The organism is Amorphus sp. 3PC139-8 (assembly GCF_040750475.1).
GTDB lineage: Bacteria > Pseudomonadota > Alphaproteobacteria > Rhizobiales > Amorphaceae > Amorphus.
On record NZ_JABJVY010000004.1, the window covers coordinates 25,085 to 42,621 of the forward strand.

Consider the following 17,537-nt stretch of genomic DNA (forward strand, 5'->3'; position numbering starts at 1 on the left):
CGTCGACCCCATGACGATCCCGAACGCGATTCCGATCACGCCCGAGCTCATCTCCGAGCATGGGCTTACGCCGGACGAATATGACCGCTTCGTCGCCCTGATCGGACGCGAGCCGACACTGACGGAACTCGGCATCGTTTCCGCCATGTGGAACGAGCACTGTTCCTACAAGTCGTCCAAGAAGTGGCTGCGCACGCTGCCCACTAAGGGGCCGCGCGTGATTCAGGGGCCGGGCGAAAATGCCGGCGTGGTCGACATCGGCGACGGAAAGGTCGTGGTCTTCAAGATGGAGAGTCACAATCACCCCTCCTATATCGAGCCCTACCAGGGCGCGACCACAGGCGTCGGCGGCATCCTGCGCGACGTCTTCACCATGGGCGCGCGCCCGATCGCGGCGTTGAACGCACTGCGGTTCGGTTCGCCGGAGCATCCCCGCACCCGCCATCTGGTCTCCGGCGTAGTGGCCGGCGTGGGTGGCTACGGCAACTCGTTCGGGGTGCCCACGGTCGGCGGCGAGGTCGAGTTCGACCCCTCCTACGACGGCAACTGCCTGGTCAACGCCATGGCGGTCGGGATCGCGGATGCCGACAAGATTTTCCTGTCCAAGGCCGAAGGCGTCGGCATGCCGATCGTCTATCTCGGTTCCAAGACCGGCCGCGACGGCGTCGGCGGCGCAACGATGGCGTCCGCCGCCTTCGACGAGACGATTGAGGAGAAGCGCCCCACCGTCCAGGTCGGCGACCCCTTCTCCGAAAAGCTGCTTCTGGAAGCCTGCCTGGAGCTGATGGCGACGGGGGCGGTGATCGCAATCCAGGACATGGGGGCGGCCGGTCTCACCTGCTCTGCGGTGGAAATGGGCGCCAAGGGCGATCTTGGCGTCCGCCTCGATCTCGACCACGTGCCGGTGCGCGAAGAGGCGATGAGCGCTTACGAGATGATGCTCTCCGAAAGCCAGGAGCGCATGCTGATGGTCCTCAAGCCGGAGATGCGCGAACAGGCCGAGGCGGTATTCCGCAAGTGGGGTCTCGATTTCGCGGTGGTGGGCGAAACCACCGACGATCTGCGCTTTTCCATCTGGCACCAGGGCGACGAGGTCGCCAACCTGCCGATCAAGGACCTTGGCGACGAAGCGCCGGAATATGACCGCCCCTGGGGCGAGCCGGTGGTCGCTGCCCCGCTTGCCGCCGATGCGGTGCCGGCGGTGGACGATCTGGGCGCCGCCCTGCTTGCCCTGGTCGGCTCGCCGAACCAATCGTCGCGGCGCTGGGTTTGGGAGCAGTACGATCATCTGATCCTGGGCGAGACCGTCGAGGGGCCCGGCGGCGATGCCGCCGTCGTCCAGATCGACGAGAGCGGCAAAGGGCTCGCGATGACGGTGGACGTCACGCCGCGCTATTGCGCCGCCGACCCGTTCGAGGGCGGCAAGCAGGCGGTGGCCGAAGCTTGGCGCAACCTCTCCGCCGTGGGCGCAGAGCCGCTGGCCGTGACCGACAATCTCAATTTCGGCAATCCGGAACGCCCGGAGATCATGGGACAGTTCGTCGGCTGTATCAAAGGCATCGGTGCAGCCTGCGAGGCGCTTGCCTTCCCCGTCGTCTCCGGCAACGTCTCGCTCTACAATGCCACCGGCGACGAGGCGATCCTGCCGACCCCGACGATCGGCGGCGTCGGCCTGTTGGCCGACATTCGCCGGGTAGCCTTTTCCGCGTTCGGTGCCGAGGGCGACCGCATCCTGCTGGTCGGCGGCCACGGAACCAACCTCGGCCAATCGATCTATCTGCGCGACATCCTGAAGCGGATCGAAGGGGCGCCACCGTCGGTCGATCTCGCGCTGGAACGCCGCAACGGCAACTTCGTGCGCCGCGCCATTGCCGAGATGGGGCTTTCCGCCTGCCATGACATTTCGTCGGGCGGCCTGGGGCTAGCGCTGGCGGAAATGGCGATCGCCTCCGGGCTCGGATGTTCGGTTTCCGTCCCGGACCCGGCGCATGTCGCCCTTTTCTCCGAGGATCAGGCACGCTACGTGCTTAGCGCTCCCCAGGCGCTGGCCGACCGCCTGGCTGCGGCCGCCTCGGAGGCTGGCGTCGCGATCGAAGAGATCGGCGTGGTTGGCGGTCCGGATTTGACGGTTGGCGATACGCTCTCCATATCCGTTGCATCCCTCGCCCAGGCGCACGAAAGTTGGTTCCCGACCTATATGGGTGACAGAAGCGGCAACTGAGGCCGCCCGGCGAAAGGACGAGACCCGACCATGGCGATGGATGCCATCGAGATCGAGACGCTGATCAAAACCGCCCTGCCCGACGCTCACGTCGAGATCCGCGATCTCGCAGGCGACGGCGACCACTACGCCGCCGTCGTCATATCGGAAGCGTTTCGCGGCAAGACCCGGGTGCAACAGCACCAGATGGTCTACGATGCCCTGAAGGGCCAGATGGGCGGCGAGTTGCACGCGCTCGCGCTCCAAACCTCCGCGCCAGACGTTTGACGTGGAGAGACCGTTGGAAGCACTTCGAGAGGAACCGGATCGGAACGCGCTCTCCAACGGTCTGTTTTGTCGCAATTTCGGACTGGAAACCGGTTCCTATTTTTCCTGAAATTGCTCTAACCGCCGGACCTTGACCCGGCTGGATACGGAGAAAGCCAAATGACCGATGTGAACACCTGGATTTCCGACACCGTGAAGGGCAACGACGTGGTCCTGTTCATGAAGGGCACGCCGACCTTTCCGCAGTGCGGGTTTTCCGGCCAGGTGGTGCAGATCCTGGACTATCTCGGCGTGCCCTATCAGGGCGTGAACGTGCTGGAAGCCGATGAGCTGCGCCAGGGCATCAAAGAATATTCCAACTGGCCGACAATCCCTCAGCTCTACGTGAAGGGCGAGTTCGTCGGCGGCTGCGATATCATCCGCGAGATGTTCCAGGCCGGCGAGCTTCAGAGCCATCTGAAAGACAACGGCATTTCGGTCCGCGAAGCCGTCTAGAGCATGTCCCGTTCAAATTGAATCAATTTGAACGAAAAGGATCGGCTCAAGCTATTGAATCGAGAGCCATTTCTTGTCTCTCAGATGGAAACATCTGAGAGACAAGAATGTAGAATGTTTTCAGGCGAAGTGGAAACCAATTCGCCGTCCGGAAACGCGCCAAATCGACGGCTTCAAGCCATCGGTGATTCCGTGAAAAGCGGATCGGCCTAAGAACGCTCATCTTTCTGTAAGCTCTTCGATTGCGCGGTGTTGTGCGCTGCGCAATCGGCTGTCCAGTGATCGCACGACGGTCATGGCCGCGCATGATTGCGCGCGCCACTCTTTCCTTCCCCGTTCCAAATCCCATGGCACGTCGCACCGGTCTCGTGACGATCGGTCGCGACATTTTGTCATGATTTTTGCGCAGTGCAGCATTTTAATGCTGCACTGACTATTCCGCTTCTCCCTCCCCGTTCATTCTGATGTGAAGGACATCCCATGACCCGCGTTGCTCTCGTCACCGGCGGCGTCAGCGGCATTGGAGCCGCGATCTGCCATCGACTGAAGTCCGGCGGCTACACGGTCATTGCCAACTATTTCGGCAACGACGACACCGCCAAGGCCTTTTCGGAGGAAACCGGTATCCCGGTCCGGGCCTGGAACGTGGCCGACTTTGCCGCCTGCCAGAGCGAGACCGCAGCGATCGAGGCCGAATTCGGACCGATCGACCTCCTCGTGAACAATGCCGGCATCACGCGGGATTCCACGCTGCACAAGATGACCGAAGAGCAGTGGAAGAGCGTGATCGAGGTCGACCTCGGCGGCTGTTTCAATATGTGCCGGGCCGTCATCGAAGGCATGCGCGAGCGCCGCTTCGGGCGGATCGTCAATATCTCGTCGGTCAACGGTCAGTCCGGTCAGTTCGGCCAAACCAACTATTCCGCCGCCAAGGCCGGCGTGATCGGCTTCACCAAGGCGTTGGCCCTGGAAGGCGCTTCGCGCAACATCACCGTCAACGCAGTCGCCCCCGGCTACACCGAGACGGCGATGGTAGAGGCCGTTCCCCAGAAGGTGCTCGATACCATCGTTGCCGGCGTGCCCGTCGGACGCTTAGCGACCCCGGACGAGATCGCCCGCGGCGTCATGTTCCTGCTGGAAGACGATGCCGGCTTCATCACTGGCGCAACACTGCCCATCAACGGCGGAAAATATCTCGCCTGAGAGCGTTTCCAGGCGAAGCGGAAACCGGTTCGCCGTCCGGAAACGCGTCACAGCAATTTGTCAGAGCCGTGCTCGGTTTCATGCAAGCCGGGACGGCTTTGACACGGATGGCGAATGTCTTTCCTGTCCGGCTCGGTGGTCGCGAGAGATAGGCCAAACCGCCCTTCACGCTGCTTACTCCCACGAAAGCGCAAGGCCATAAGGAGCGGCAGTTTTCGCGAAGGCGTTCGTCCCCTGCGCTATTGTTTCCCCGGTTTTCTAGCCCGCCTCACCGCCTTGTAGACCAACAAAGACCCTATGGATTCCCGCTTTCGCGGGAATGAACGGTGCAACTGGCAGATTGAGGAGCAAACCCGTCTTCCGTTTTGCTCTGCCTTTCTTCGGCTTCTGTAAACTCACACAGGCAAACGACGCATACCGTCCCTGAGTATGCTTCTGCGAAGCCAGCGTGCGTCTGTCGTGAGCGATAAGAACGACCGGAACCGGTGCCCACTTTTCTCGGGCTTTGTTCTTTGCCCCGCAAACCCGGACGGAAAACCGGTGCCCACTTTTCCTGGGTTTGCTTAGGCCCACCATTTCTCTGGCGTGAACGATCCGGCCGCTTCCTCCAGCGCACGGGCCGGCGGAAACAGATCCGCCTCCCGGAACGGCCGACCGATGAGCTGCAGCCCCAACGGCAACCCCTCGCCGGACAGGCCGGCCGGCACCGCGATCGACGGCAGGCCCGCCATGTTGATCGGCACGGTGAAGACATCGGAGAGATACATCGCCACCGGATCGTCGGTCTTGGCGCCCAGCGGGAAGGCCGGTCCCGGCGTGGTGGGAGCGAGCACGGCGTCCACGCCGGCGGCAAAGGCCTCATCGAAGTCGCGCTTGATCAGCGTGCGGACCTTCTGAGCTTTCAGATAGTAGGCGTCGTAGTAGCCGGCGGACAGCACATAGGTGCCGAGCAGGATGCGCCGCTTGACCTCGTCGCCGAACCCGGCCGCCCGAGTTTTCTCGTACATCTCGACGATTTCGTCGGCCGGCACCCGGACGCCGTAGCGCACGCCGTCATAGCGCGCGAGGTTCGACGACGCCTCTGCGAGCGCGACGATATAATAGGCCGGCAGCGCGTACTTGGTGTGCGGCAGCGAAATCTCGACCACTTCGGCGCCCGCCGCCTTCAGCCAGTCGGCGCCCTTCTGCCACAGCTCCTCGATCTCGGCCGGCATGCCGTCGACGCGATATTCCCGCGGGAGGCCAATCTTGAGCCCCTTCACCGGACTGTCGACCGCCGCCTCGTAGTCGTCGACCGGCATGTCGACGGAGGTGGTGTCCTTGTCGTCGACGCTGGCGATCACCTTCAAGATCGCCGCCGCGTCGCGCACCGTGCGCGCCACAGGACCGGCCTGGTCCAGCGAGGAGGCGTAGGCGACGATGCCATAGCGCGAGCAACGTCCGTAGGTCGGCTTCAGGCCCACGGTCGCCGTCAACGCCGCAGGCTGGCGGATCGAACCGCCGGTGTCTGTGCCGAGCGCTGCTGCGCACAGATGGGCCGCGACGGCCGCCGCCGAGCCCCCCGACGAGCCGCCAGGCGTGCGCGGGGTCTCGTCGCCAGATGCCCGCCACGGACTCACCGCGGTCCCGAACGCCGAGTTTTCGTTGGACGAGCCCATGGCGAACTCATCCATGTTGAGCTTGCCGAGCAGAACCGCGCCGGACTTCCAGAGATTCTCCGTCACCGTCGATTCGTAGGGCGGCACGAAGTTGCCCAGGATGTTGGAACAGGCGGTCGAGCGAATCCCCTTGGTGCAAAAGAGATCCTTCACGCCGAAGGGAACGCCCTCCAGCGCGCCGGCTGAGCCTTCCGCGCGCCGCTTGTCGGAGGCCGCCGCCATCTCGCGGGCAACTTCCGGCGTCTCCAGCACATAGGCGTTGAGACCGCGCGCCCCCTCGATCGCCGAAAGATAGGCATCAGTCAGTTCCACGGAGGTGAAGTCGCCGGCGGCAAGCCCGTCGCGGGCTTCGGTGAGCGATAGCGCGGTCAGATCCGTCACGTTTCCATCCTTCCCTCAGACCATCCAGGCTTGGGGACAGCGAGGTTTCGTCAAAATTTCAGTTTGCCGCTCGGCCCGGCAAAATCGCGAGTGAGCTCAGCAAGTGGCCTTTGCCGGGCCGAGCGCCTGCTCCTGCTCTGGTCTCTACTCGACGACCTTGGGCACCAGGAAATAGCCGTCCTCGGTCTCCGGCGCATTGGAGAGCACGTCGTCCACTCGGTTGCCGTCGGTCACGGCGTCCTCGCGCATCTTCATGGCAGTCTCGACCACAGCCGTCATCGGCGGAACATCGCTGACGTCCACCTCGGCCAGCTCGTCGACGAAGGCGAGAATGCCGTTGAGCTCGGCCGTCAGCTTCTCCGCCTCATCGTCCGTAACGGCAAGGCGGGCCAGCGAGGCCACATGCTTCACGGTGCTCAGGTCCACCGACATGCAGAAAATCTCCGTTGATCGTTCGGAGGGCACGCGGGTGCGCCGCGCCCGGGAACGGCGCTTGATAGCACCGGGCTCGGTGGCCGCGCAACGCGCGAGCGAGTGTGCGCCCAAAGGCTGCGAGGCAAAGGCAGGCCTTGAACCAACCCAACCTGCACAAAAACAACAAATGTTGTAATGTTGGGAGGATGACATCTTTGGATGATGACGAACGGAACGTCCTATGCCGCGCTTATCGATTGACCTTTCTGAGCAGCAGCACCAGCACCTGAAGGTGTTGGCCTCGCTGAACGGGCAAACCATCAAAGACTATGTGCTCAGCCGTGCCTTTAGCGATGTGCCCGGCGCGTCGGACATGACCGAGGAAGCCGCCTTGCAGGCGATGCGGGACCTTTTGGATCGGCGGCTGCAACAGGCGCGCGACGGCGAGACGGTCGCCCGGTCTGCGGATGAGATGAAGGCGCTTGCCCGTCAGGTGCGTGACGGGACCGCATGAGCCGATCCTACCGCTTTACAGTCGACGCCGACCGCGACCTGCTCAGGGTGTGGCTGGATACCGAATTGCGCTGGGGCGAGAAGCAGGCAGACAAATATATGGATGCCCTGCATGCTCGCTGTCAGCGTATCGTAGAGGGCGCCGCCGCGGGAAAATCCTTCGAAGGCTCGGCGGAGATTTCATTCTATCTCTGCGAGCATCATTATCTATTTTATACAGAGTGGGAAAATACCGTTGTGGTGATCGCCGTGATGCATGAGCACATGGACTTGCCCCGTCGTCTTGCCGACCGGATGGCGGGCATGTGAGTCACAGCCATCTCAAAGAGACCGTCCAAAAGCCCCGGCGGACGTAAAGGGAAGTCGCGTTAACGAACCCGACGCGCTCAGCTCAGTGCTTATACGGGTCCGCCGCGTCGCGCAGGCCGTCACCGAGGAAGTTGAAGGCGAGCACGACGATGATCACCGGGATCACCGGCGCCATCAGCCAGGGATAGACCGTCACCACGGTAATGTTCTGTGCCTCGTTCAGCATCACGCCCCAGGACACCGCCGGGCGCTGCAGACCGAGATTGAGGAAGGAAAGCGCCGTCTCGCCCAAAATCATCGATGGGATCGACAGCGTCGCCGAGGCGATGATGTGGCTGGTGAAGCCCGGCAGCAAATGCTTGCTGATCACCCGGCGCGGTTTGGCCCCCATCAGCACCGCGGCGCGCGCATAATCCTCCTCGCGCAGCGACAGAAGCTTGGAGCGCACCGCACGGGCGAGCCCCGGCCAGTCGAGCAGGCCGAGAATGACGGTGATGCCGAAATAGACCCAGACCTGGCTCCAGGTGATCGGAATAGCCGCCGACAGCGCCATCCAAAGCGGCAGCTCCGGCAGCGAGCGCAGGATCTCGATCAGCCGCATAATGGCGGAATCGACAATGCCGCCGAGATAGCCGGCAAGCCCGCCGAAGAACATGCCGAGCGCGATGGAGATCGCCACGCCGACCAGACCGATGGTCAGCGACAGCCGGGCACCGTAGATCAGGCTCGACAGCACGTCCCGGCCGAGCCGGTCTGTCCCCGCCAGGAACAAGGTGCCCTTCTCAGACGGGCAGACGAGATGGAACCGGCCCTCCACTAGGCCCCAGAACGAGTACCCCTCGCCAAGGCAGAAGAAGCGGATCGGCTGCACCTTCGAGCGGTCGGTCTCATACTCCCACTGCAGCGTCTCCATGTTGACGCTGGATTTGTAGCCGTACACGAACGGCCAAGAGAGCTGCCCGTCATGGATCACCCGGGGCAGCTGCGGTGGTGCGTACAGGAACTCGTTGTGGCGCGTGTCGGCGTCGTAGGGCGCGATCACCTCCGCGAACGGGACGCAGAGATAGAACAGAATCAGGATCACGCCTGACCAGACGGCCAGCTTGTGGCGGCGAAACCGCCACCAGATGATCTTCCACTGGGAGGCCTGGAAGAAGCGCTCCTGCTCCGCCGACAGCGTCTCGGCTTCCTTCGGATCGAACGGCGCACGGTCGACATAGTGGTCCCGGAGCGGGTTGAGGTCGGTCATTTCGACGCCTGGCCTCCGAGACGGATGCGCGGATCGAGGATCGCAAGCAGGAGATCCGACACCAGCATGCCGAACAGAGTCAGAACGGCGACGAACAGGAGAATGAAACCGGCGAGGAACTGATCCTGGGATTGCAGCGCCGACAACAGGATCGGCCCCACTGTGGGGAGGTTCAGCACCACCGAGACGATAACCGAGCCCGACACCAACGACGGGATCAAGTTGCCGATATCGGAGATGAACGGGTTCAGCGCCATCCTGAGCGGATATTTCAGGAGCAGCTTGTTCTCCTTCAGCCCCTTGGCGCGCGCCGTGGTGACATATTGGCGGTGCAGCTCATCGAGCAGGTTGGCGCGCAGACGGCGGATCATCGCCGCCGTGCCCGCCGTGCCGATCACGATGGTCGGCACGATCAAGTGGCTCAGGATCGAGCCCGCCTTGGCGATGCTCATCGGCTGATCGATATAGTCGGGGTCCATCAAGCCGCCGATCGAAACATCGAACCAGGCATTCGCCAGGAAAAGCAGGATCAGGCCGAGCAGGAAGTTCGGGGTCGCAAGCCCGAGATAGCCGAGGAAGGTAAAGCCGTAATCGCCCCAGGAATATTGTCGGGTCGCGGAGTAGATGCCGATCGGGAAGGAGACCAGGTAGACGAACAGGATGGTCGCGAAATTCAGGACCACCGTCAAAAGCAGCGTGCCAGAGACGACCTCGCCCACCGGCTTCTGAAACTCGAACGACCAGCCCCAGTTGCCCTCGATCAGGCCGTCGAACCCGTTCGGGCCGGGCCAGACGCCGAGCCAGATGCCGTAGCGCTCCAGGAACGGGCGATCGAGCGCGAACTGGTCGCGCAGAAACTCCACACGGGCGATCGCGGCCGATTCACCCTGCATCCGGAGCTGCTCGATTTGGTTCGACAGATAGTCGCCCGGCGGCAGCTCGATGATCGCGAAAATGAGGAAGCTGATGACGAGAAGGGTCGGAACCATCGTCAGCAGCCGCTTGAGAATGTAGACGCCCATGATCTCGCTGTCGTCGACCGCCGCGCGCTTCCGGTCGCAGGAAAGCGCGGACGGGCTTGAGGATCTCGCCGCGGGGCGAAGCCGCCCCGCGAACGGTCAGGCCGGCGACCTCTCCGCCGGCCCGCCGCTCACTCTTTCGGCGGATCGAAGAAGAACTCGTCCATGCGATAGATACCGAACTGTGCGCCCGGATCCCAGCCATAGACGCCCTTTTCCGGAACGTTCTGAAGATTGTTCTTCACCACAACCGGCTGCCGGACGCCGGCGACCGTACCGATCGAGAGCTGCTGTTCGGCGTGGATGGAGAGGATCTCCGACCACTTCTCCGCCATCTCCTCGTCGGTCGTCGCCCGCAGCCACTCCTGATAGGTCTGGAGCAACTCGTTGACCGGCTCGTAGTCAATCTTCTGGCCGCTCTCGCCCTTGCTCATGACGTAGCCGCCCCAGGCCGGGCCGGTATAGAACGTGGTATCGAGAGGAACCCGCTGCTGCGGCGCCATCTGCGGCGTCGGGATGCCGTTGTCGTAACCGGACCACACCAGCATCATCAGGTCGCCGGAAAAGGCACGGTTGCGCAGGATATCGCGCTGGCTCGGCCGGATGAACATGCCCACACCGACCTCGGCCCACATGTCCTTGATCAGCTCCAGCGCGTCGACCTCTTCCTGGCTTTCCCCAGCGGTCTCGATGATCAGCTCCAGCGGGCGCCCGTCGGACAGCAGGCGAACGCCATCGGCGCGGCGCTTGGTCAGGCCGATCTCGTCCAGCAGCGCATCCGCTTTCTCCTGATCGAAGTCGGCGTAAGCGTTCTGGTATTCCGGCTTGTAGAGCGGGCTGGCCTCCAGGATCGCATTGTTCGACGGCGTGGCGAGGCCGAAGAACAGGACCCGGTTGATTGCTTCGCGGTCGATTGCATAGGAGAGCGCGCGCCGGAAGCGGACATCGCGAAAGAGCTCGCGCCAGACCGGATCGTTGGTGGTCAGGTTGGGATAGATGGCGATCTGGTTCGCCTTGGCGATCGGCCACAGGCGGGTGGTGTAGTTCTCGCTCTCCTCGCCGCGCTTCAAAACGGTGATGTCGGAGAAGCCCAGCCCTCGGGCCTGGAGGTCCGGCTCGCCGGCCTGGGTCTTGGCCGCGATCAGCCCGCCTTCGGAGACGTTCATGACGACCCGGTCGATATAGGGAAGCTGCTGACCCGCGCTGTCGATGCGGTAGAAATAGGGATTGCGCACCATGATCGCGCGCCGGTCGGTGCCGAGCTTCGACGGGATCCACGGCTGCAGCGACGGCAGATCCGGGTTCGTCGCATCGTACATTTCGTCCATCTGGTTGTGGAGCTGCGCCCAGTTGCGCACCCGCGCCTCGTCAACCAGCTTCGCGATCTTGTTCTTGTCGCCGAATTTCGGATTGAACTGCTTCAGATAGTGCGCCGGGCGATAGATAAACGGCGGCGCCGCCTGCGCCAGAGTGGGCAGGAACTGCGGGTTCGGCTCCGGCCAAGTATAGCGCACGGTGACGTCGTCGATCACCTCGAAGATGGGCGGAACCCCGTTGACCAGCATGAACGGCGGCGGACCGGACGGGGTCAGCTCCTCGTTGTTGATGATCTCTTCCCAGTAGTAGCGGAAGTCCTCGGCGGTGAACGGCTTCCCGTCCGACCATTTGTGCCCTTTGCGCAGATGCAGCGTGAACGACGCCCCATCCTCGACCGACACGTCGGAGAGAATATCGGGCACAAGGTCGAGATCGTCGGTGTAGCCGACCAGCCGGGCATAACCCCACACATTGATCAGCCTGACGTCTTTGGTGCGTCCGATCAGCGTCACCAGGTCGCCGCCATGCCGCCCGGTCTGCCGCCCCTCCTCCGGCAAATCGACGATCAGCGGATCTTCCGGGATCCGCTCCGCGATCGGCGGCAGGCCATTGGGATTGGTTCGATCGAGCGTTGGCGTCTCCTTCAGCGGCGGCAAGTCCTGCGCGGCTGCAGTGGCGATACCGAGAAGGCATAGGACAGGGGCGAGGAGCAGGCGACGCACCATTAGACGGCTTCCTTCATGGCGGGGGCGAGACCGGGGGCACAGACGAAATGGCCGGGCGAAACTTCGACCAGCACCGGTTCCGTGTCGTCATCGAGCCGGTAAGGTTCCGGCCAGGCGGAGGGGGTGGAGGCCCGGCTCTTGGCCAGGTGTTCGAAATCGAGCGGATGGTCGAGGCTCGCTTCAGGCACCGCGGCCAGCAACGCCTCGGTATAGGGGTGCTGCGGGCGGGCGACGATTTCCGCCGTCGGACCGAACTCCACGAGCCGTCCCTTGCACATCACCGCGACACGCTCGGAGAGATAGTCGACCACCGCCAGATTGTGGCTGACGAACAGATAGGTCAGCCCCAGCTCCGCCTTCAGATCCTGCAGCAGGTTGAGGATCTGCGCCTGGACCGACACGTCGAGCGCGGAGACCGGCTCGTCGCAGACCACCAGGTCCGGGCGCAACGAAAGCGCGCGCGCGATCCCGATGCGCTGACGCTGACCGCCGGACAGCGAGTGCGGATAGCGACGCAGATAGCGCGCATCGAGCCCCACCAGCGCCATCAGTTCGCGCACCCATTCCGACCGCTCCGACGGCGTTCCGACGCCATGGATGATCAGCGGCTCCATCAGGATCTCGTTCAGCGTCATGCGCGGATTGAGCGAAGAGAACGGATCCTGGAAGATCATCTGAACCCGGCGGCGATAGTCCATCAGCGCACTGCCGGTGAAGGTCGCAATATTCTCCAGCCCATTGCCGCGATCGAACTGCACCGACCCGCTATCGAGCGTGAGCGCGCGCATGACGGCCATCGCCGTGGTGGTCTTGCCGGAGCCCGATTCTCCGACGAGGCCCAGGCATTCGCCGCGATTGACCGTCAGCGAGACCGCGTCCAACGCCTTCAGGACCCGCCTGCCGCCGGAGCCGAAAAAGCCCCCCTGACGGAGCTGAAACGTTTTGGAAATGCGGTCGACGACCAGCAGCGGGCCCTTCGCCCCCTGGCCTTCTTGCGAGGCTTTCGCCTCCACCTTCTTGGACAGCAGCCCGCCGATCTTCGGCGCGATCGGCCGGATCGGCTCCAGCCGCTCCTCAGCCCCCATATGAAAGGTCGGCACCGCGTGCAGCAGCGCCTTCAGATAGGGGTGCTCCGGATTTCGGAACACCGCGTCGACCGGCCCAGCCTCCATCACTCGGCCCTGGTAAACGACCACGACCGCATCGGCCATGTTGGCGACCACCCCGAAATCGTGGGTGATCAACAATACCGACATCTGAAGCTCCGCCTGGACGTCGCGGATCAGCTTCAGGATTTCCGCCTGGATCGTCACATCGAGCGCCGTGGTCGGCTCGTCGGCCACCAACAGCGCCGGCCGGCAGATCAAGGCCATGGCGATCATGGCGCGCTGGCGCAGCCCGCCGGAGAGCTCGAAGGGATAGGTGTCGAGGGCTCGATCTGGATCGGGAAACTGAACCAGCCGAAGCATCTCCCGGGTCGCCGCGCGCGCCTCCGCGTCGCCGAGCTGCTGGTGCAGCTTCGCCGCCTCGCCGATCTGGTCGCCGATCGTATGCAGCGGCGACAGCGAGGTCATGGGCTCCTGGAAGATCATCGCGATGCGATTGCCGCGAATCTCCCGCATCGCGGAGCCGTTGCGGTCCAAAGCCGCGATGTCGACCGGGCTGCCGCCTCCGGCCGGGTCCTGGAACAGGATTTCGCCGGACGCGATCCGGGCGGCGGGAGGCAAAAGACCCATCACCGCCTGGGAAATGGTCGACTTGCCGCAACCCGATTCGCCGACGAGCGCCACGGTCTTGCCATTCGGAATATCGAACGAGACCCCGTCCACGGCGCGTGCCACGCCGCTATCGGAGTGATACTCCACGCACAGGTCTCGAACCGAAATAACGCTCACTTGTCCTCCCAAACGGCCGAATCCCGACAGTCCCGTTCGCGCCAACCTCTTTCCCGGCCGGTCACGACCGCCGTCGGCGCCCGCTTCGACGGTTTTGGTGGATCCCACGATCGCTATCCCCTCGACGGAGCGCGGATCACCAAAGCCGGCCATTTTGTGGCACCTAACCGATGCCGTGTCCAATTAGAAACACGCTTGGTTGGAAATCGTGCGGCAAAGACGCGGCCGTCTCGGCAATTTAGCCGCCGTTTGCCCCATTGGGCCAGTTTCGGAAGCTAGGGACCTGGTTGTGGCTCCACATCTAGAGGCTGTCGATCGCCGGATCCGGCTTGCGGACGTGGGACCAGTCGACATCGATAAGCCGCCAGATTTCCACCAACGCCTCGCGACCGGGTAGGTGAGCCGCCCCGACCGGCTCGCGGATCACCGGCACCGTCAGCCGGTTCACCGTTTCCTCGCTCGCCAATATGATCGCGTCGGCGCAGGCGTCGATGTTGCGGCCGAAGGATTCCAGCCGCGAGGCCACGTTCACCGTATCGCCGACGATGGTGTAGTTTACCCGGTCGGGCGAGCCCAGATTGCCGACGATGACGGGGCCGGAGTGCAAACCGATTCGGATCCGCAAGGCCGGCTCGCCCTTAGCTCGCGCCTCCGCGGCTGCCGCTTGCACGGTCCGCTTGATCGCAAATGCCGCGCGCACGGCATGGTCGGCATGATCGACAACGTCATGTTCGGCCCAGAACGCCATCATGCCGTCGCCCATGAACTTGTCGACGATGCCGAACTCTTCCTCCACCCACTTCACCAGTCCGGCAAAATGGGTGTTGAGCCGAGCCGAGGCCTCTTCCGCGCTCATATGTTCCGACAGCGCCGTAAAGCCGACGATATCGGTAAACAGCACCGTCGCCTGCTGGGAACGGCTTCGGGTCGCTTCCGCGAACCCGCGCTGAACCAGCCTCTGAACGAGTTGGCGGGGCACGTACATGGAAAAGGTCCTGAGCCCTTCCACCATCGCGTTGAAGGCCCGCGCCTCCGAATCGACCTCGTGGATCCGGCTTTCCGGAAGTCGCCGCACCGATTCGAACTCGAAGCGGGCAATGCGATCTGCCTCCGGCGCAATCCGGCCGATGGCCCGGGCCACCAGTTTACCGGCGAAGACGGCAACGATCAGCGAGAGGATCAAAAGCCCCAGCCCGACCACGAGCGAACCGCGCAGCCGGTGCAGCTCGTCCATCATCTCGTATTCGGGAAAATCGAGAACCGCGATCCAAGGTTTCGGGCCATAGCCCTCTAAGGTCTGGAGCATGACCACGTAGTTTTCACCATCCGCCCGCAGACTGCTCACGGACACGCCGGCCGCCCACGCCCGCTCGAAACCGTCCAGAGGCCGACGCGCATTGAACGCGCGCAAGACAGGATCGCCCGTGTCGGCCAGCGGCACCGTCGGATCGGCTTCGCTGGACTTGATGGGCACGAGTTGGCCGGCCCGATCAGTGTAGGCAAACACCGTGTCCCAGCCATAGAGCAGGGCCACGGCACCATTATTTTCTCGACCGATTTCCTCGACCACGCGGCTGAAGCCATCGATCCCGACGGCGGCGACGACATAGCCGTCGAGACGTCCGTCGTGCGTCAGGGGCGCCGCGACGTTCATATAGGTGGCGCCGTCGACGTGCACCGGCGGCCCCCACCGGGGCACGTCTCCCGGCTTGATGGTGCCGAGCGCCTTCTTGATCAGAGGCGAAATCACGCGCCGCTCGTCTGCGGTGCGGAACGTGCCGCCCTTCTCCCGGTAGATGCCGCTCGCTTCGAAATCCTTGGTGTAGAACACCACGGCCTCGATGATCGGAGCGCCGGACAGGACGCCCTGCACCAGCGCCGTTCGCTTCTCCGATGCCTCAAGCCCAATCTCACCGGCCGAATAGAACCGCGCAAGCTGAGAAACAGCGGGAGCGACGGTCTCCACGCTGCCCTTGATGCGCTCTTCGAGCGCTTCCATCACCAAAACCGCGTTCTGGTTCAAGAGCGAGTAGGTGTTCTGGAAATTGGCGGCGACGGCGAGAAAAAGCACGCTCAGCAGCGAGATCGCCACCAGAAGGCCGGACGTGACCGCCAAAAAAGTTGCCAGCGAGAATTTCGGCCACCGGCGACTGGCCTGGGCGGAGGACGCAAATCCCGAATAGGCACCACCCGACGAGCCGTCTCCGACGGACACCGCCGTACCGCCATGGCCCAAGATCGCAGCGCCTGTCTCATCGGCGCCGCGAGACTCCGGTGCTTCGGCCTTATCCGGCAAGCGGGCTCGTCGTTTCCACACCCTGGAGCCTGTTGAAAATCACCGCACGGGCAGCGCCCACTCCCGGTAGCTGCAAACTGGAGCCGTTATAGTAGAGGAATTCTAATATTCAAATTGGAGATCGGGGCGGGAGCCGTCGTCGCGCCCCGATCCGATGTCGCTCAGGAAAACGCCTGAATGCCGGTCTGGGCACGCCCCAGGATCAGCGCATGAACGTCGTGGGCACCCTCATAGGTGTTGACCGTCTCCAGATTCACCATATGGCGCATCACCTGATATTCCTCGGAGATGCCGTTGCCGCCGTGCATATCGCGCGAGATCCGAGCGATATCCAGGGCCTTGCCGCAGTTGTTGCGCTTGATCAGCGAGATCATTTCCGGGGCCATCTTGCCCTCGTCGAACAATCGGCCCACGCGAAGCGCGGCCTGCAGGCCGAGGCTGATTTCAGTCTGCATGTTGGCGAGCTTGAGCTGAACGAGCTGGGTCGCGGCCAGCGGGCGATCGAACTGCTTGCGATCGAGCGTGTACTGGCGCGCGGCATGCCAGCAGAATTCGGCCGCGCCCATGGCCCCCCAAGCAATGCCGTAGCGGGCGCGATTGAGGCAGCCGAACGGCCCTTTGAGACCCGCAACGTTCGGAAGCAGGTTCTCCTCCGGCACGACCACGCCGTCCATGACGATCTCGCCGGTGATGGAGGCGCGCAGCGAGAGCTTGCCGTCGATCTTCGGCGCCGACAGGCCTTCCATTCCCTTTTCCAGGATAAAACCGCGGATCTGGCCATCGTGAGCCGACGATTTCGCCCACACCACGAACACGTCCGCGATCGGCGAATTGGAAATCCACATCTTGGAGCCGGTCAGCTTGTAGCCGCCGTCGACCTTGTCTGCGCGGGTCTTCATGCCGGCCGGATCGGAGCCCGCATCCGGCTCCGTCAGCCCGAAGCAGCCGACGAACTCGCCGGAGGCCAGCTTCGGCAGATATTTCTTGCGCTGGGTGTCGTCGCCATAGGCATAGATCGGATACATAACCAGCGAAGACTGCACGCTCATCATCGAGCGATAGCCGGAATCGACCCGCTCCACCTCACGCGCGACCAAACCATAGGACACGTAGCCGGCCCCTACGCCGCCATATTCCTCCGGGATCGTTACCCCCAGAAGGCCGAGCTCGCCCATTTCGTTGAAGATGGCGCGGTCGGTATATTCATCGCGGAAGGCTTCGATGACCCGCGGCTGCAACCGATCCTGCGCATATTGATGCGCGGTGTCGCGGATCATCCGCTCCTCTTCGCTGAGCTGATCCTCCAACAGGAACGGATCGGGCCAGGAAAAGGACGGGCGCGACGCCTTAGGCGCGGAATCCGCAACAGAACTCATTCTCACGTGTCTCCTAGACGAACGACAAAACCGGATTTTGTGCGCACACTATAGGGGCGCTTTGCCTGCGGGCAAGCTCACCCTCGTCTCCGACTGGGGCCGGAACAAGTCAAAACGGAACGAACCGTTGATTCCGTTGTCGCGCCGACTGATCTAGGGTCGGGAAGGCAAGGCCGATCGGACCCACGGCAACGGCCCC

At 63.3% G+C, this 17,537-nt stretch carries 14 protein-coding genes; 6 read left to right on the plus strand and 8 right to left on the minus strand.

Features of this window, described 5'->3' with window-relative positions:
• Window positions 1-10 precede the first annotated feature (10 nt).
• The 4 genes from purL (at window position 11) to phbB (ending at window position 4,186) form a co-directional block, all read left to right on the plus strand.
• Window positions 11-2,221 (plus strand): phosphoribosylformylglycinamidine synthase subunit PurL, encoded by a 2,211-nt coding sequence (gene purL, locus HNS03_RS05490; protein WP_367193690.1) that lies wholly within the window; start codon window positions 11-13, stop codon window positions 2,219-2,221.
• A 30-nt stretch (window positions 2,222-2,251) separates the two neighbouring features.
• The gene (locus HNS03_RS05495) at window positions 2,252-2,488 is read left to right on the plus strand and encodes a BolA family protein (RefSeq protein ID WP_367193691.1); all 237 of its coding nucleotides are present in this window, start codon (window positions 2,252-2,254) and stop codon (window positions 2,486-2,488) included.
• A 159-nt stretch (window positions 2,489-2,647) separates the two neighbouring features.
• Window positions 2,648-2,983 carry a Grx4 family monothiol glutaredoxin gene (gene grxD / locus HNS03_RS05500; RefSeq protein WP_367193692.1) on the plus strand — a complete coding sequence of 112 codons (336 nt, stop codon included), beginning with the start codon at window positions 2,648-2,650 and terminating at the stop codon, window positions 2,981-2,983.
• A 480-nt stretch (window positions 2,984-3,463) separates the two neighbouring features.
• A complete protein-coding gene (gene phbB, locus HNS03_RS05505; protein ID WP_367193693.1) occupies window positions 3,464-4,186 on the plus strand; it encodes an acetoacetyl-CoA reductase in 723 nt (240 codons plus the stop codon).
• Window positions 4,187-4,749: 563 nt separating this feature from the next.
• On the opposite strand, the gene gatA is transcribed toward phbB, so the two are convergent.
• Window positions 4,750-6,225, minus strand: a complete 1,476-nt coding sequence (gene gatA, locus HNS03_RS05510) for an Asp-tRNA(Asn)/Glu-tRNA(Gln) amidotransferase subunit GatA (RefSeq protein WP_367193694.1) — start codon at window positions 6,223-6,225, stop codon at window positions 4,750-4,752.
• Window positions 6,226-6,369: 144 nt separating this feature from the next.
• Window positions 6,370-6,657, minus strand: coding sequence for an Asp-tRNA(Asn)/Glu-tRNA(Gln) amidotransferase subunit GatC (gatC, locus tag HNS03_RS05515; RefSeq protein WP_367193695.1), 288 nt, complete (start codon window positions 6,655-6,657; stop codon window positions 6,370-6,372).
• Between the two features lie 223 nt (window positions 6,658-6,880).
• On the opposite strand from gatC, the gene HNS03_RS05520 reads away from it, so the two are divergent.
• Window positions 6,881-7,153: an antitoxin gene (locus tag HNS03_RS05520; protein WP_367193696.1), complete on the plus strand. Its 273-nt coding sequence runs from the start codon at window positions 6,881-6,883 to the stop codon at window positions 7,151-7,153.
• Window positions 7,150-7,461 carry a type II toxin-antitoxin system RelE/ParE family toxin gene (locus HNS03_RS05525; RefSeq protein WP_367193697.1) on the plus strand — a complete coding sequence of 104 codons (312 nt, stop codon included), beginning with the start codon at window positions 7,150-7,152 and terminating at the stop codon, window positions 7,459-7,461. The genes HNS03_RS05520 and HNS03_RS05525 overlap by 4 nt, the downstream gene beginning before the upstream one ends.
• A gap of 82 nt (window positions 7,462-7,543) precedes the next feature.
• Here the strand turns inward: HNS03_RS05525 and HNS03_RS05530 are convergent, their stop codons facing one another.
• The 6 genes from HNS03_RS05530 to HNS03_RS05555 form a co-directional block, all read right to left on the minus strand.
• A complete protein-coding gene (locus tag HNS03_RS05530; RefSeq protein ID WP_367193698.1) occupies window positions 7,544-8,710 on the minus strand; it encodes an ABC transporter permease in 1,167 nt (388 codons plus the stop codon).
• Window positions 8,707-9,732 carry an ABC transporter permease gene (locus tag HNS03_RS05535; RefSeq protein ID WP_367193699.1) on the minus strand — a complete coding sequence of 342 codons (1,026 nt, stop codon included), beginning with the start codon at window positions 9,730-9,732 and terminating at the stop codon, window positions 8,707-8,709. Before HNS03_RS05535 ends, HNS03_RS05530 begins: the two co-directional genes overlap by 4 nt.
• 128 nt (window positions 9,733-9,860) lie before the next feature.
• On the minus strand, window positions 9,861-11,771 hold the full coding sequence (locus HNS03_RS05540; protein WP_367193700.1) for an ABC transporter substrate-binding protein: 1,911 nt from the start codon (window positions 11,769-11,771) through the stop codon (window positions 9,861-9,863).
• Window positions 11,771-13,666, minus strand: a complete 1,896-nt coding sequence (locus tag HNS03_RS05545; RefSeq protein ID WP_367193701.1) for a dipeptide ABC transporter ATP-binding protein — start codon at window positions 13,664-13,666, stop codon at window positions 11,771-11,773. Before HNS03_RS05545 ends, HNS03_RS05540 begins: the two co-directional genes overlap by 1 nt.
• A gap of 301 nt (window positions 13,667-13,967) precedes the next feature.
• Window positions 13,968-15,962, minus strand: a complete 1,995-nt coding sequence (locus HNS03_RS05550; protein WP_367193702.1) for an adenylate/guanylate cyclase domain-containing protein — start codon at window positions 15,960-15,962, stop codon at window positions 13,968-13,970.
• A gap of 161 nt (window positions 15,963-16,123) precedes the next feature.
• On the minus strand, window positions 16,124-17,338 hold the full coding sequence (locus tag HNS03_RS05555) for an acyl-CoA dehydrogenase (protein WP_367193703.1): 1,215 nt from the start codon (window positions 17,336-17,338) through the stop codon (window positions 16,124-16,126).
• Window positions 17,339-17,537 lie beyond the last annotated feature (199 nt).